General features: G+C 65.8%; 13 protein-coding genes and 1 tRNA gene. 8 read left to right on the top strand and 6 right to left on the bottom strand.

From position 1 onward, the window contains the following. Positions 1-4 precede the first annotated feature (4 nt). The 8 genes from EBI04_RS00880 to murJ all read left to right on the top strand — a co-directional run bounded on the left by EBI04_RS00880 (position 5) and on the right by murJ (position 8,051). Entirely contained in the window at positions 5-604 is a 600-nt protein-coding gene (locus tag EBI04_RS00880; RefSeq protein ID WP_135255642.1) for a hypothetical protein, read from the top strand. Positions 605-611: 7 nt separating this feature from the next. Then, on the top strand, positions 612-1,850 hold the full coding sequence (hisD, locus tag EBI04_RS00885; RefSeq protein ID WP_135255643.1) for a histidinol dehydrogenase: 1,239 nt from the start codon (positions 612-614) through the stop codon (positions 1,848-1,850). Further along, on the top strand, positions 1,847-2,644 hold the full coding sequence (locus tag EBI04_RS00890) for an ABC transporter substrate-binding protein (RefSeq protein ID WP_135255644.1): 798 nt from the start codon (positions 1,847-1,849) through the stop codon (positions 2,642-2,644). Before hisD ends, EBI04_RS00890 begins: the two co-directional genes overlap by 4 nt. 356 nt (positions 2,645-3,000) lie before the next feature. Further along, the gene (locus EBI04_RS00895) at positions 3,001-4,113 is read left to right on the top strand and encodes a S8 family peptidase (RefSeq protein WP_240695334.1); all 1,113 of its coding nucleotides are present in this window, start codon (positions 3,001-3,003) and stop codon (positions 4,111-4,113) included. Between the two features lie 35 nt (positions 4,114-4,148). Beyond that, the gene (locus tag EBI04_RS00900) at positions 4,149-5,303 is read left to right on the top strand and encodes an LCP family protein (RefSeq protein ID WP_135255646.1); all 1,155 of its coding nucleotides are present in this window, start codon (positions 4,149-4,151) and stop codon (positions 5,301-5,303) included. 14 nt (positions 5,304-5,317) lie between these two features. Further along, positions 5,318-5,405 (top strand) — tRNA-Leu (locus EBI04_RS00905). A gap of 41 nt (positions 5,406-5,446) precedes the next feature. Beyond that, positions 5,447-6,574 (top strand): PDDEXK family nuclease, encoded by a 1,128-nt coding sequence (locus tag EBI04_RS00910; protein ID WP_167481848.1) that lies wholly within the window; start codon positions 5,447-5,449, stop codon positions 6,572-6,574. Beyond that, positions 6,564-8,051 (top strand): murein biosynthesis integral membrane protein MurJ, encoded by a 1,488-nt coding sequence (murJ, locus tag EBI04_RS00915; protein ID WP_135255648.1) that lies wholly within the window; start codon positions 6,564-6,566, stop codon positions 8,049-8,051. The genes EBI04_RS00910 and murJ overlap by 11 nt, the downstream gene beginning before the upstream one ends. On the opposite strand, the gene EBI04_RS00920 is transcribed toward murJ, so the two are convergent. From EBI04_RS00920 to EBI04_RS00945, 6 genes are all read right to left on the bottom strand, one after another. Next, positions 8,002-9,924, bottom strand: a complete 1,923-nt coding sequence (locus tag EBI04_RS00920; RefSeq protein WP_240695335.1) for a hypothetical protein — start codon at positions 9,922-9,924, stop codon at positions 8,002-8,004. The genes murJ and EBI04_RS00920 overlap by 50 nt on opposite strands. Before the next feature lie 446 nt (positions 9,925-10,370). Then, positions 10,371-12,266, bottom strand: a complete 1,896-nt coding sequence (locus EBI04_RS00925) for an AMP-binding protein (protein WP_135255649.1) — start codon at positions 12,264-12,266, stop codon at positions 10,371-10,373. Further along, a complete protein-coding gene (locus EBI04_RS00930) occupies positions 12,267-13,094 on the bottom strand; it encodes a serine/threonine-protein kinase (protein WP_135255650.1) in 828 nt (275 codons plus the stop codon). It abuts the gene before it with no gap. Continuing rightward, on the bottom strand, positions 13,087-13,761 hold the full coding sequence (locus tag EBI04_RS00935; RefSeq protein WP_135255651.1) for a metal-dependent hydrolase: 675 nt from the start codon (positions 13,759-13,761) through the stop codon (positions 13,087-13,089). The genes EBI04_RS00930 and EBI04_RS00935 overlap by 8 nt, the downstream gene beginning before the upstream one ends. A 21-nt stretch (positions 13,762-13,782) precedes the next feature. Next, positions 13,783-14,154, bottom strand: a complete 372-nt coding sequence (locus EBI04_RS00940) for a DUF3809 family protein (RefSeq protein WP_135255652.1) — start codon at positions 14,152-14,154, stop codon at positions 13,783-13,785. Continuing rightward, positions 14,151-14,360, bottom strand: coding sequence for a DUF3248 domain-containing protein (locus tag EBI04_RS00945; RefSeq protein WP_135255653.1), 210 nt, complete (start codon positions 14,358-14,360; stop codon positions 14,151-14,153). The genes EBI04_RS00940 and EBI04_RS00945 overlap by 4 nt, the downstream gene beginning before the upstream one ends. Between the last annotated feature and the right edge of the window lie 23 nt (positions 14,361-14,383).

Here is a 14,383-nt window from a genome sequence, read left to right on the forward strand (position 1 = left end):
GGCCATGACCGAGCACCCCGCCGTTTACCTGTACCGTTACTTCTTCGCCGGGGAGGAAGCCGGGGAGGGGAGGTTGGAGGTGCGCCCCCAGCCGGGAGAGGGGGTAAAGGCCACCCTCACCGCCGAGGTGAACCTGCCCCTGCCCAAGACCCGCCAGCGCTGGCAGACGGAAACGGACGCTGAGGGCTTCTCCCTATACTTCGCCGAGCGGGTGGAGGGGCGGGAGAGCCGGGTGTTCACCGTGGAGCGGCTGGAGGAGGAAGGGCTAGTGTTGGTGACCCAGGGCAAGGAAAGCCTGGCCCTGCCCTTCTTGGTGCCCTACCACGATCCTCTTTCCCTCCTCCTGGCCCTGCCCCGCCTAGCACTGGAGCCGGGGGGGGTGGCCCGCTTCCCCATGCCCGGGGGGCGGGTGTATGTGGAAAGGCTTGCAGACCTCGAGGTGAATGGGCGCAGGCGCTGGCATTACCGCTTGCGCCCGGGGCTTACCCTGGTGGAGCTGGAGGAAGGCCTTCCCGCAAGGATGGCCCAGCAGGTGCAGGACCATGTGTTTGAGGCGGTGCTCGAGGGGGTGGAGGAAGTGAAAAGGCGCCGCCGCTGGGTATAGTGGAGGCATGATCTACCGCGCGGAGGAGGTGAGGGAGCGCTTCGCCCGCCGGGGCCTTTCCTTTGACCCCACGGTGGAGGAGATCGTGCGGGGTATCCTGGCCGCGGTGCGGGAGGAAGGGGATGCGGCCCTAGACCGCTTCAGCCTGGACCTGGACGGCCACCCCGTGGAGGAGATTCCCAAGAAGGCCTGGCGCCAGGCCTACGAGGACCTGGACGAGGAGCTGAGGGACGCCCTGGAAACGGCCAAGGAGCGCATAGAGGCTTTCTATCGGGAAGAGGCCAAGGGGGGATTTTTGAGGGCGGACGAAAGCGGCCTCTTGGGCCAGCTGGTCCGCCCCCTTTCCCGGGTGGGGGTGTACGTCCCCGGGGGCAGCGCCCCCCTTCTTTCCAGCCTCCTCATGAGCGTGGTGCCCGCCAAGGTGGCCGGGGTGGCGGAGGTGATCGTGGCCAGTCCCCCAAGGGTCCACCCCGGGGTGCTGGCCGCCGCCTGGGTGGCGGGGGCGGACCGGCTTTTCGCCATGGGCGGGGCCCAGGCCATCGCCGCCATGGCCTACGGGACGGAGCGGGTTCCCCGGGTGGACAAGATCGTGGGGCCGGGCAACGCCTACGTGGTGGCGGCCAAGCGCCAGGTGTATGGTGCCGTGGGCATCGACGGCCTGGCGGGGCCCACGGAAACCCTTATCATCGCCGACGGTTCCGCCTCGCCCAGGCTCCTCGCTGCCGACCTCCTGGCCCAGGCAGAGCACGGCCCCGACTCTGAGCCCTGGCTCCTTTCTCCGGAGCGGGCCCTTTTGGAGCGGGTGGAGGCGGAGCTTTCCAAGCAGCTTTCCCAGCTTCCCCGGGCGGAGATCGCCCACCGTGCCCTAGAGAAGGGAGGGTTGGTGCTGACCAAAGACCTCGAGGAGGCCCTGGAACTGGCCAACCTCTACGCTCCCGAGCACCTCTGCCTGGCCCTGGCCGACCCCTTGCCCTGGTTGGGGAAGGTGCAGAACGCCGGAGGGGTCTTCCTGGGGGAGGGGAGCCCTGAGGCCCTGGGGGACTACATCGCCGGGCCCAGCCACGTGATGCCCACCTCGGGCACCGCCCGCTTCCAGGGGGGGCTTTCGGTGCGGGATTTCTTGAAGGTGATCCCCGTGATGGGCCTGGCGGAGGAGGCGGTAAAGGGGCTGGCCCAGAAGGGGGCGCTTCTTGCCCGGGCGGAGGGCCTCGAGGCCCACGCCCGTTCCCTGGACCTTAGGCGATGAAGCTCTTTCACGAGCTCCTGGGCCCCGTGGAGCTTCCCGACCGGTTGGAGCGCATCGTCAGCCTGGCTCCCAACGTGACCGATGCCCTTTTCGCCCTGGGGGTGGGGGAGAGGATTTTGGGCCGAAGTGCCTTCTGCCACCGCCCAGCGGAGGTCCTCTCCTTGCCGGTCCTGGCTTCCTACACCAAGACCCGCACCGAGCTTCTTCGGAGCCTGAAACCCGATGTGGTCCTCCTTTCCACCGGGGTGCAGCGGGATCAGGCCCTGCGGCTTAAGGAGGAGGGCTTTCCCGTCTACGCCCTTCCCCTGCCCTTGAGCCCCTACGGCATCCTGGAAAACCTCTCCACCTTGGGGCATCTTCTGGACCTGGAGGAGAGGGCTTCGGAGCTCGCCCACCAGCTTGCCGAGCGGTATGGCCGCCTCAAGGGGCGGTTTGACGTGAAGGTCTACTTTGAGATGGACCTGGGCGGGCCCATCACCGTGGGCCGGGGGAGCTATATCGCCCAGGCGCTTTTGCACCTGGGGCTTAGGCCCATCTTCCTGGATGTGCCCCAGGCGTATTTCCCACCGGACCTCGAGGAGGTAAAGCGCCGCAAGCCTGACCTCTTCCTATACGAGCCCAAGCCCTGGGGCCGGAATCCCCTGGAGAAGGCCCGAGCCCTGGCCAGGGAAAGGGGCTGGGATCTCCCCGTGGTGGCCACGGATGGGGACGAGCTCGCCCACTACGGGCCCATGTTCTTCGCCTTCCTGGAGAAGCTGGCGGACCGGGTGGCGGAAACCTTAGGCCAAGGTTAAGAAGACCCGGCTTCGGAGCGTGTAGAGTAGGGGCCATGAAGCGAGTTCTTTTCCCAGCGCTCCTTGCGGCCACGGCGCTTCTCCTCACGGCGTGCCCTCAAACGCCTCCTCCGCTCCCGCCCTCAGCTTGTTCGGCTGTCCCCACGAGTCTTTCGGTTCAGGGGGGCCAGGCGCAGTCCGCCAACCAGCCCTTTGGGGTAGGTGACTTCACAGCCCCGCATGTGCCGGGTGAACTCCTCGTCATTTCTGGAGGTTTGTCACCCCAGGCCCTCACCTCCCGTGTGGCAGAAATCCAGGTTCAGGCTTCCTTGCCTGGTGGGGTTTTGCATGTTAAGGTGCCAGTGGGTCAAGAAAGGGTGAAAGCCAGAGAGCTCGTCCAGGCAGGCGCGCGGTATGTGCAGCCGAACTACCTTTACTTCTCGCTTTATGCACCCAACGATCCCCTTTACCTGCCTAGTTTGCAGGATGGTTCAAGGGTCCACCCCTTCTACCAAAAGATGAACCTCGAGGGGGCTTGGGATGTTGTAAGGGCCAGCTCATGGGATTTTACCCCGGTGGTGGCCGTGTTGGATACGGCCTTCAATCCCAATCATCCGGACCTTAGGGACAACTTGCTTCCCGGTAGAAACCTGACTCCTGACGGCCTTCCTCAAGATGACCTGCGCCCTAGCCCTCCGCCAAACGGGGTTATGTACAACAGAAACGAGCCTGACCACGGCCAGGCGGTGGCCGGATTGGTAGCGGCCATCGCTGATAACGAAGAGGGTATCCCGGGAGTTGGGCTTAACCGGGTGAAGGTGCTCCCAGTGAAGGTCTTTTTCTGGGTTTGGAATACCAAAGATCAGTGTTATGCGTATAGCTCAACCAGTGCGGTGCTAAGTTCTGCCATCCGGTATGCTGCGGATCAGGGGGCCAGTGTTATCAACATGAGTTTAGGTAGTCCCACGCCCCTTGATGCGGTGGTCGAGAATGCGCTGAGCTATGCCCTTTCCAAGGGCAGTCTGCCGGTGGCTGCGGCGGGAAACAATGGAACTGATGGGCTTATGTACCCAGCGCGTTATCCCGGGGTCCTGGCAGTGGGTTCGGTCCGATTAAATGGGACGCGTTCAGACTTCTCCAACTATTCCACTACCCAGACGGATCTGGTCATGGCCGCAGCTGGCAATATAACTCCCGGCGAGAGCCTTTGGTCATTGGCGTTGGGAGCCTCGTACCCTTACTACACCAGCCAGGATCAGTACTTGACCTGGGCTGGGACTTCCTTTGCGGCTCCTCAAGTAAGTGGGGTAGCGGCCCTTTATGTGGCCAAATATGCAACGCTTTACGGAAAGGCGCCTAGCCCAGACCAAATCAGGCTCTGCTTGGAGCAAACGGCTAGCAATGATGGCACCTATGATTCTCAGACGGGTTATGGCATCGTCCAGGCCGACCGGGTGATGACGGACACCACCTACTGCTTCCCTCCTTAATCCGCCTCACCTCAGGGGTTGTATGCTAAACCCCCGTGCGGCGGTTACTTCTCCTCCTGTTTTTGGCCTTGTTGGTGGCGGTGGGGCTATGGGTCTACCCCTTGTTGGGCCCCGTGGTGCGGCACGGGGCCCTGCCAGCCCCCGAAGGGTTGAAGGCCCCCCTCACGGTGCTGGTCTACGGCTCCAGCCCCGAGTACTCCGGCTACCACCGAAGGGCCCCGGAGCGGTTTCGGGGCCTGGCGGACACCATCCTCCTGGTGCGCCTGGACCCGGGGGCGGGCCGGGTGGTGGTCCTCTCCATTCCCCGGGACGTCTGGGTGAACCTCCCTGGCTACGGCTGGCACAAGGTGAACGCGGCCAGCCCCTTGGGCGGCCCGGACCTCATGAAGGAGGCGGTGGCCCAGATCACCGGGGTGCAGGCGGAGCGCTACGTGGTGGTGAGCACCGAGGCCCTCCGCCGGGGGGTGGACGCTTTGGGGGGGGTTAGGGTCTGTGTGGAGAAGCCCATGCGCTACCGGGACACCGCTGCTGGGCTTTCCATCAACCTGGAGCCGGGATGCCAGGTGCTGGATGGGGAAAAGGCGGAGGAGTACCTCCGCTTCCGCAAGGACGCTTTGGGGGATATCGGGCGCATCCAGCGTCAGCAGGCCTTCCTCTATGCCCTCAAGGAACAGGTGCTTTCTCCTTCCGGCCTACTTCGCCTACCTAGGGCGGTGGCGGCGGTGGAGCCCTACGTGCAGACCGACCTCACCCGCCAGGAAACGGGGGCCATCCTGGGTTTCGCCATGAAGCGGCCCGCCCTAGTGAGCCTCCTTCTGCCAGGACGCTTTGGCGGCGGGGGTTGGAGCGTGGACGAGGGGGCTCTGCGGGAACTGGTGGGCCTCTACTTCAACGGGGAGGGCACCGCGGAGGAAGTGTCGCTTTCTGGGAAACGGGTAGCCCTGGTCTTCGGCCCCGGGCAGGAGGGCCAGGCTGAGCGGGTCAGGGAGAAGCTTCAGGCGCTGGGCCTGCGGGTGGTCCTGCACCCGGTGGAACTTTCCCCCACCCGCACCGAAGTGCTGGAGAACGGGCCGGGGGTACTGGCCCGAACGTTGGGGGAGAAGCTGGGGGTGCCCTACCGCATCTCTGGGGAGGCGGTTTTGGGGGCTGACCTCACCCTGCGCCTTGGCGCCGAGGCTCCCTTTTTGTAGTATGGAAGGCGCCCGCCGGGGTGGCGGAACGGTAGACGCTGCGGACTTAAAATCCGCTGGGGGGTTACCCCCGTACGGGTTCGAGTCCCGTCCCCGGCACCAGGTGGCTCCGGGACAACCGGGGCCTTTTTCTTGATCTTGGTATGCTAGGCCCCGTGGGCGTTCTCACCCGGTATTTGGAAAGCATTATGGCTCAGGCCCGTTACGACCTGCTGGGTCCGGGGCGGTTTGTGGCGGAGCTTCCCCAACAGGGTCTAAGGGTGGAAGCGGAACACCTGGAAGCCGCCCGTAAAGCCCTGAGGGAGGCCCTCGAGGCCTGGCTCCTGGACGCCCTGCGCTCGGGCCTCACCCCCCCGGGCCTGGAGGGGGAAGAGGACCCGGTGCGGGCCCGCTTTTTTGCCCTGGCCGGGGAGATGTGGCGGCTGGTGAAGGAGAAGCCTGCGGAGGCGCCCAAAGCTCCCCCGCCCCCGCCTGAGCCCGCCAGGATCCAGGAAGCCTCGAGGTCCAGGCGGGTTTCCTCCATAGAGGACTGGCTTAAGAGTCTGGGCATCCAGGTGGTGAAGAAGCCTCGGGAAGATGCTTTGCCCGAAGGACAAACCGATTTGCGTAAGCAAGAGGAGGAGAAGGAGAAGGTGCTCACCCGCCTGGCCCTGTTCCTGGGGGACCGCTACCCCAGCCTGGAAAAGCTCTACGAGCGCCTGAAGCAGAGCCTCTCCACCAAGCGCCAGTTTGAACTCTCCCTCTCGGAAGCCTCCCAGGAGGAGATCGCCAACTCCACCCAGTTTTGCACCCTGCTCAAGCAGTACGCCCTCCTCACCTCCTACCACTACAAGAGCGAGGAGCGTCGCATCCGCGCCAAGGCCAGCACCGAGGGCTGGGTGCAGAACTTCCTCACCGGAGGCTGGTTGGAGCGGTACGTGGCCGAGAGGGTGCGGAAGTTCCTGCGCTCCAAGAACCTGCCCCACGAGGTGGCGGTGGGCTACCAGGTAGCGCTCCCCAATGGGGACGCTATGGAGCTGGACGTGCTGGTGCGGGTGGGGGAGCGGGTCTACTGGTTTGAGGCCAAGACGGGGGACTTCCAGGCCCACATCGCCAAGTACGCGGGGCTCAAGAAGGTGCTGGGGCTTTCCGCTCGGGAAAGCTTCCTGGTCCTTCTGGGCATGGACAAGGCCCGGGCCAAGGAGCTCTCCGCCCTCCACGGGCTCACGGTGGTAAACCAGGCCAACTTCCTCGAGGTCTTCCAGGAGGTTCTGGAGGGGAATGCTCCGTAAGGTTCTCCTGGTCATGGGGGGTACCCTGGCCTCGAGGGTCCTGGGCCTGGTGCGCCAGGCGGTCTTCAATGCCCTTTATCCCGATACCCTCAAGGACGCCTTCAACGTGGCCTACCGGGTGCCGAACCTCCTCCGGGAGCTTTTGGCCGAGGGAGCGGTGCAAAACGCCCTCATCCCCCTCCTGAAGAACCTGCCCGAGGAGGAGGCCCGGTCCTTTGCCCGGCGCTTTGGGGCGTTCCTCTTGGGGGTGAACTTTTTGGTCCTGGGCCTGGGGTACCTCTTGGCCCCCTGGGTGGTGAACCTGTTGGTGGCCCAGGAAAGCCACCTCCGGCAGGGGGAGGCCTTGGGGCAGGTGGTCTACCTCACCCGGCTTCTCTTGCCCTTTCTCCTGGGCATCTCCATGGCTGCCCTCTTCTCCGCTCTGCTGCAGGCAGAGGAGCGCTTTTTGCCCTACGCCCTGGGGCCCATCGCCTTCAACCTGGTGGCCATCGGCCTCATGGCCCTCTTCCCTGGAGACCCCACCTTCTTGGGGCTTTCCGTGGCCCTGGGGGGGCTGGTCCAGGCCTTGGTGCAGCTTCCCTTTCTCAGGAACTACGCCCTGGAGTGGCGCTGGCACCAGGCCATTGCCCCGGCCCTCCTGCGCATGGGGCCCTTTGCCTTCACCACCTCCCTGCGGCAGTTTCTCAACCTGGTGCTCACCCACATCCTGACCCGTTACCCCCCGGCGGCGGTCACGGGGTTCTACAACGCCGAGGTGATCTTCCAGATGGTCCTGGGGCTTTTCGCCACCTCTCCCGCCATCGCCCTTTTTCCCCGGATGAGCGCTCTGAAGGGCGAGGAGTTGGCCCGCTTCCTTGTGGGCCCCCTGAAGCGGCTTATCCTTCTTCTTTCCCTTCTCGGGGGGATGCTGGTGGCCCTGGCTCCCTTTGTGGTGATCTTGCTCTTCGGCCTCTTTGGCCCCCTTACCCCGGAGAACCGGGCGTACAGTACCCAGGTCCTCGCCGCCTTGGGGTTTGCCGTCCTGCCCTGGGGGGTGAACACCCTGCTTCTCAGGGGGCTCTATGCCCTGGGGCGGATACGAGAGGCGGTTTTCGCCAGCGCCTTGGTCTTCCTCACCAACACCCTGGGGTACTGGCTTCTCAGGGATGCCGGGCTTTTCGCCTTGAACCTGGCCACCGCTTTGGCGGGGTACCTGGGGCTTTTCCTTTACCTTCATCTCCTGAAGCGGGAGGGGGTGGGGATTCCGGAGCTACCCGGCTTCCTTCTCAAAGCCTTACTGGCAGGGCTTCCTGTGGCCTCGCTCGGGTGGGTCCTGGGGTGGGTCTTCCCCGTGGCCCAGGCGGGGGAAGCCCTCCTGCCCCTCCTTCTTGGAGGGGGGTTGGGGCTTGGGGTTTTCCTGCTTGCCGCTTGGCTTCTCGGCCTGCCCCTTAAAGCCCTCCTTGCCAGGACTCCCGCAGGCGGAAATAAAGGGGTTTAAGCCTGAGGGCGAAGGCCGGTTCCTCCCAGGTGGACCAGGAGAAGCGGAGAGGTGGGGCCCCTGGGAGGAGGAGGCGGATGCCCTCTATAGGGAGGGGCTCGGGGGCGTACCAGGCCAGGCGCCGGCTGGGGTCGGTCACGAGGAGCATGCCCCAGGGGATCCGGAGCTCCAAAAGCCCGCTTTCCCCCAGGGCGTAGTCCGCGGTGGGGTCCCGGGCTCCTTCCGGATCCAGGCCCCGCCTAAGCTGGCCCAGCTCGTAAACGATGCGGGGGTAGTCGGTCCCGTCCCTTCCCGTGCGGCGGCGGTTGGGCTCGAGGAGGAAGGGCACGAAGGGGCCTTCCCCCGGCTTGGTGGGCCCGCGGAAGGAAAGGTATACCGTGCCCGGCAGGCCATGGTCCAGCTCCTGGAAGGGGTAGTAGCCCGCCTCGAGGAGGAGCCTTCCCCTTTCCGGGCCGATCTCCAGGTAGAACTCCGCCCCAAAGCCCTCGGCCACCGGCACCCCCCCGGGGACGGTGTCCAGGTAGAGCCTTAAGGGCAGGGGCCCCCGGTAGAGGAGCCAGAGGTACTCGGGGTCGGCGTGGGCCTTGAGGAAGCGGTCCTCCTCCCGCAGGAGGAAGGGCACCCCTTCCCACGCCTCGGCCTTCCCGTCCAGGCGGAAGCCCCCTTGGGCGGTGGCCGCCAGGAGGCCGTAGTTCTCCTCGGGGTCCAGGGGGTTGTGCCACAGGGGGTCGCGCTCCGCGGGCACTTCAAAGGGGGCGAAAAGCCAGTTTTTCTTGAACCACTCGTCCAGAAGGGCGAAGACGAGGCCTCCTGCCAGCTCCAGCCCGGCGATGTCCTGCCAGAGGGCGATGACCCCTTCCGCCTGCGCCGCCTCGGAGTGCCCCCCGTGGTGGAGGCCCTCGGGGTGGAAGTGGGCGATGCCCCGGCTGGTGGGTAGGCCGAACTCGGCGATGAGGAGGGGCATCTCCCCGTGGTGGGCCTTGAGCCGGGCCAGATAGTTGCGGTAGCGGCGGGGAGCCAGGTCCGGCTCATGGACCAGGAAGTCGGGGTAGTAGGGGTAGACGTGGTAGGCGGCGAAAAGGCCTAGAGGACTACCCGGCACGGGTCTTAGATGGCTGGGGTCTAGGGTAACGGTGTCCTCCTCGTGGAGGGGCCCAGTCCGAGGTGGCTCCACCCTCTCCCCGCGGGCGCGGCGCAGGAGATACTCCTCCTTAAAACTGGCCTCGCTGTTCCAGAAGAGGGGGTCCAGGGTGGGCCAGTTGACGAAGCTCATGGGCCTCAAGGTGCCGTAGGCTTCCCATTCGTAGGTGGCCAGGCGGTCCAGGACCTCGGCCAGGTAGGCGGCGAAGGGGCTGGCCTCCGGGGCGGCCTCGAGGAACCTCCCCCGGTAGGTGCGCCCGGGATGGCGCTCATCGTAGGCCTCCACCGAGTAGGGCTCAAACTCCCGCCCCACCAGGAGGCCCAGGGTCCAGGGAGAGACATCCGCGGTGTAGTCCCCGTGGGCGTGCCCCGGGCGGGGAGGGCGGCGGAGATTGCCGTGGAGGGCGTCCAGGACCTCCCGCCCCTCCAGGAGGAACTTCTCCAGGAAGGGGCCTTCCCAATCGGGGTACCCCTCGTCCTCAGGAAGCTCCGTCCAGACCCCCTGGAAGAGGTAAAGGGGCCGGTCTTTGTGCAAAAGGTTGTGGTGGAGGAGGGCCCGGTAGAAGGCGGGGGGCAAAAGGGTGTAGGTGCGCACGCTGTTGGCCCCCATGGCCCTTACGAGTTCCAGCCAGGCCCGGTAGAGGGCCTCCTCCTCGGGGAACTCCGCGGGGAAGCGGCCCGGGAGGGCCACCCCCAGGTTCACCCCCCGCACCGGAAAGGGCTTTCCCTCCACCCAGAAGCGCCCCTCCCGGGCGGCGAAGGGGGGCGGGCTTTTCCGGACCTTGGGGGCGGGGGTGGGGAAGGGGGAGGGACTGGAGGATGGCCTTTGCGTCCTGGTACCCTTGCCGCCAGGCCCAGTCCAGGGCGCTCCGGGCCCCTTCCAGGTCCCCCAGGGCCCTGAGGGTGAGGCCGAAGCCGTAAAGGGCCTCTGAACCCCCCTTCAGGGTGCCCACCAGGCGGCTGAAGGTGAAGAGGGCTTCCTCCAGGCGCCCTAAGCGGTACTGGGCAAAGCCCGCAAGGAGAAGAGCCCCCTCGGGAGGGTCGTAGCCCTGGAGGAGGGGGTTAAGCGTACTCAGGACAGCCTCCATCCGCCCCCCCTGGTAATGGACGCAGGCTTCCTCCAGGGGGGCGGCCAAGGCCAGCCCCAGGGCCAGGAGCATCCCGAGAAGGCGCACGGCTTCAGCTTCCCGCCGCCTGGCGGATGGCCTCCACCGCCTCGGGGTTTTCCAGGGCGGAGAGGTCCCCGGGGTCCTGGCCCAGGTAGACCGCCCGCACCACCCGGCGCATCACCTTGGCGTTTCGGGTTTTGGGGAGGTCTTGGACGAAGAGGACCTTTTCCGGCCTTAAGGGTTTGCCCAGGGCTTCCGCCACCCGGTCGGCCACCGCCTGGGCCAGCTCGGGGCTTGGGGAGAAGCCCGGCTTCAGCACGGCGAAGAGCACGATGGCCTCTCCCTTTACCGGATGGGGTACCCCGATGGCGGCGCACTCCTTGAGGGCGGGGTGGGCGATGGCGGCGGTTTCCACCTCGGCGGGCCCCACCCGCTTGCCCGCCACCTTCAGGGTGTCGTCCGAGCGGCCCAGGATGAAGAAGTGGCCCTCCTCGTCCAAAAGGGCCAGGTCCCCATGGACCCAGACCCCGGGGAAGCGGGCGAAGTAGGTGTCCAGGTAGCGGGCCTCGTCCTGCCAGAAACCCTTGGTCATGCCGGGCCAGGGGTTGAGCACGGCCAGCTCCCCCACCTTGCCCACCACAGGCCTTCCCTCCTCGTCCAGCACCGCAGCCTTGATCCCGGGCACGGCGGTGTTGAAGCCCATGGGCTTGATGGGTTTGACCAGAACATTGCCCAGGATGCCCCCGGAGATCTCCGTTCCCCCGGAGTAGTTCACGATGGGCCGCTTTTCCTCCCCCACCGCCCGGAAGAACCAGAGGTAGGGCTCGAGGTTCCAAGGCTCCCCGGTGGAGCCGAGGACCCGGAGGGAGCTGAGGTCGTGGGCCCGGATGGGCTCCTCCCCCAAGGGGATCAAGGCCCGCACTAAGGTGGGGGAGAGGCCCAGGTGGGTGAGGCGGTGGGCCTCCACCATTCGCCAAAGCCTTTCCGGCCCCGGGTGGTCGGGGGCCCCGTCGTAGAGGAAGACCGTGGCCCCTAGGATGAGCCCTCCCAGGATGGCCCAGGGGCCCATCATCCAGCCCAGGTCGGTGAACCAGAAAAGCCGGTCCCCCTCCCTCAGGTCAAAGAGAAGGGCCAGATCAAGGGCAGCCTTCAGGGGGAAGCCCGCGTGGTAGTGGACGGTTCCCTTGGGCCGGCCCGTGGTGCCGGAGGTGTAGATGAGCATGAAGGGGTCCATGCTCTCCATCTCCTCCGGGGGGAAGGGCTCATCCCTTAAGGACGCGTAGTCCACCTCCCCGGTTTCCAGGGGTAGGCCCAGCCGGCGCACCACCAAAAGATGAGGGGTTTCCGCCAGGGCCTGGGCCTTGCGGGCCTCGAGGAGGAGCTCCACCCTTCTTCCCCGGCGGTGGAAGCCGTCCTGCACCGCCAGGAGCTTGGCCTTGGCGTCCTTAAGCCGCACCGCCGCCGCCTCGGCGGCGTAGCCGGAGAAGATGGGGATGGCGATGGCCCCAAGCCAGGCGGTGGCCAGGAGGAGGATGGCCGCCTCGAGGCCCATGGGGAACCACAGGCCCACCCGGTCCCCCCGCTCCACGCCCAGGGCCCGAAGCCCTGCCGCTACCCTTTCCACTTCCTGAAAAAGCTCCCCATAGGTGAGGGTGCGCACCCCACCCTCCTCGGTTTCGTGGATGAGGGCTAAGGTGGTGGGCTCGTGGCTGAGGGCGGCCTCCACCAGGTTGAGCCGCCCCCCCACGAAGAAGCGGGGAAGGGGAAATCCCCCCTCCATCACCCTTTCGTACGGTTTGCGCCACGGTAGGCCCAGGTGGGAGAGGAAGGCGTGGTAAAAATCCTCGGGTTCCTCCACGCTATAGCGGTAAAAGGCCTCGTAATCCTCAAAGCCCAGGGCTTCCATGAACTGGGAAAGCCTCGTGGCCCGGGCCTCCTCGGGCTTGGGGTACCAGATGGGTTCCATCTACCTCCTCCAGAAGGGAAAACCCTTGCGCTTGGGCAGGGTTTCCTCGGTCTTGGGGCCTTCGGAGTCCTTTAGTACCTCTAAAAAAACCTTGAGGTCGAGCCGCTCCTCGGGTTTTTTGGCCATAAGCCGTCTTAGGGCCCGGTCCAACCTGGGAGGGAGGGAGGTGGGGGGAGGCGGGAGGAGGAGATGGGCGTTTCTGAGCTCCTCCAGGGTTTCCCCCCGGAAAGGGCGCCTTCCCACAAGGAGCTCGTAGGCCATCACCCCAAAGCTGTAGGCGTCGCTTTTGGGGCTGGGTCTAGCCCCCAAGAAAAGCTCGGGGGCCAGGTAATAGGGGCTTCCCGCATACTCCGGGCTGGTCTCCGCCAAGGGGCGCACGGTCCCCAGGTCCCCAAGCTTATATATCCCTTCCCCCACAAACACGTTGGAAGGTTTCACATCCTGGTGGACCAGGCCCTTTCGGTGTAGGAAGAGGAGGCCCTCCCCCACCTGGAGGAGGGCCTTGGTGGCCTCTTCCCAGGGAAGGGGTTTCTGAAGGAGGAGGTCCTCGAGGGTCCCCTTCTCCAGGTACTCCAGGGCCAGGAAGGCCTCCTCGCCAAAGGGCACCCCGTGGAGCCCCTGGACCAGATGGGGGTGCCTCAGGGAGAGGCTAAGGGAAACCTCCCGGGCGAAGCGTTCCGCCAGCTTGGGGTCTTGGCGCACTTCCTTTCGGGGAAGCTTCAGGGCCACCTTCTGCCCGCCGGGGGCTTCCGCCAGGTAGACCTGGGCGGTCTGCCCTAGGCCCAAAAGCATCCGTAGGCGGAAGTCCTTGCGCGTCAGGCTACTCAAGGAACAACACCCCTCCCGGTTTCAAGGCATGCCCCTCCACGCCCTTTTCCTTGGCCCTAGCGGCGAAGGCATCCCCGTCCTGACGGATGGGAGGGAAGGTGTTGTAGTGGATGGGTACTACCCGCTTGGGCCTTAGGAGGTCCAGGGCCTTTAGGGCGTCTTCCGGTCCCATGGTGAAGTGGTCCCCGATGGGCAGGAAGGCCAGATCCAAGCCCAGCTCCCCGATGAGGCGCATATCGGAGAAAAGGGCGGTGTCCCCGGCATGGTAAATGCGCTTGCCCCCCAGTTCCACCACCACCCCCATGGGCATACCCCCGTAGGTGCCGTCGGGGAAGCTAGAGGAGTGCCAGGCGGGGAACCACTTGAGCCAGCTCCCGGGGAAGCGGTAGGTGCCTCCGATGTTCATGGGCACCGCCTTGGCCCCGTGCTTCTCCGCGTAGGTGGCGATCTCAAAGGTGGAAACCACCGTGCCTCCCTTCTTGGACAGGGCCACGGCGTCGCCGAAGTGGTCCCCGTGGGCGTGGGTGACCAGGATCAGGTCCGCCTGCACCTCCCCCACCCCCACCGGGGCCACGGGGTTCCCGGTGAGGAAGGGATCGATGACCACCTTGTTCTTGCCGTCGGAAAGCCAGACCGCCGAGTGGCCCAGGTACCGGATCTCCAGCATAGTCACCTCCTTTAAGAGGCACTATACCGGAGAATAGGGCCTTTGGGAAAGGGACCGCTCTAGGTTTTTATAGAAGAGGAGTTCCAGGATACGGGCAAAGGCCCGCTCTCCCCAGGTTTGTCCCTCGGGGAGGACCAAACTGAGCTCCAGTTCCAGCTCCAACCCCTTCGTGCCCGAAAGCACCCGACCCTCCACCTTAAGGGAAGGTGGGGGGAGGGGCTTGGCCTCGAGGCTCTCTCCCTTAAGCCTCGAGGCGAAGGGAAGGGCCACCTCCCCCAGCACGGGGTTTTCCTGCCGGAAGACCCCACGGACCTCGTTTCCTTCCAGCTTAAGTTCCAAGGGTAAACCCTGGGGGGGATGGCCGTTCAGGGTGAGGTGCAGCCTGGCCTTCATCCTTCCACCCACTCCACCTGCACCCGGCCTTCCTTGGCCAGGCGGGCCACCTCGGCGTCCGGGATGTTCAAGAGCCTGGGCAGCTCCCGGAAGCGGGGTGTGGCCGAGGCCAAGCCCACCCGCACCACCAGGACCTCTTCCTCCTCGGCCCGGCCGATCCGCCAGACCAGGTGCTGGCCCAGGGCTTCCAACAGGTCCTTCTCCACCCCCTTAGTCTATCCCGGGAGGG

This window comes from Thermus caldilimi (assembly GCF_004684245.1).
Classification (GTDB): domain Bacteria; phylum Deinococcota; class Deinococci; order Deinococcales; family Thermaceae; genus Thermus; species Thermus caldilimi.

Bases quoted from the DNA above. Each gene is read 5' to 3' on its own strand.
- EBI04_RS00880 (WP_135255642.1), top strand. From the start codon at position 5: ATGACCGAGCACCCCGCCGTTTACCTGTACCGTTACTTCTTCGCCGGG.
- hisD (WP_135255643.1), top strand. From the start codon at position 612: ATGATCTACCGCGCGGAGGAGGTGAGGGAGCGCTTCGCCCGCCGGGGC.
- EBI04_RS00890 (WP_135255644.1), top strand. From the start codon at position 1,847: ATGAAGCTCTTTCACGAGCTCCTGGGCCCCGTGGAGCTTCCCGACCGG.
- EBI04_RS00910 (WP_167481848.1), top strand. From the start codon at position 5,447: ATGCTAGGCCCCGTGGGCGTTCTCACCCGGTATTTGGAAAGCATTATG.
- murJ (WP_135255648.1), top strand. From the start codon at position 6,564: ATGCTCCGTAAGGTTCTCCTGGTCATGGGGGGTACCCTGGCCTCGAGG.
- EBI04_RS00925 (WP_135255649.1), bottom strand. From the start codon at position 12,266: ATGGAACCCATCTGGTACCCCAAGCCCGAGGAGGCCCGGGCCACGAGG.
- EBI04_RS00935 (WP_135255651.1), bottom strand. From the start codon at position 13,761: ATGCTGGAGATCCGGTACCTGGGCCACTCGGCGGTCTGGCTTTCCGAC.
- EBI04_RS00940 (WP_135255652.1), bottom strand. From the start codon at position 14,154: ATGAAGGCCAGGCTGCACCTCACCCTGAACGGCCATCCCCCCCAGGGT.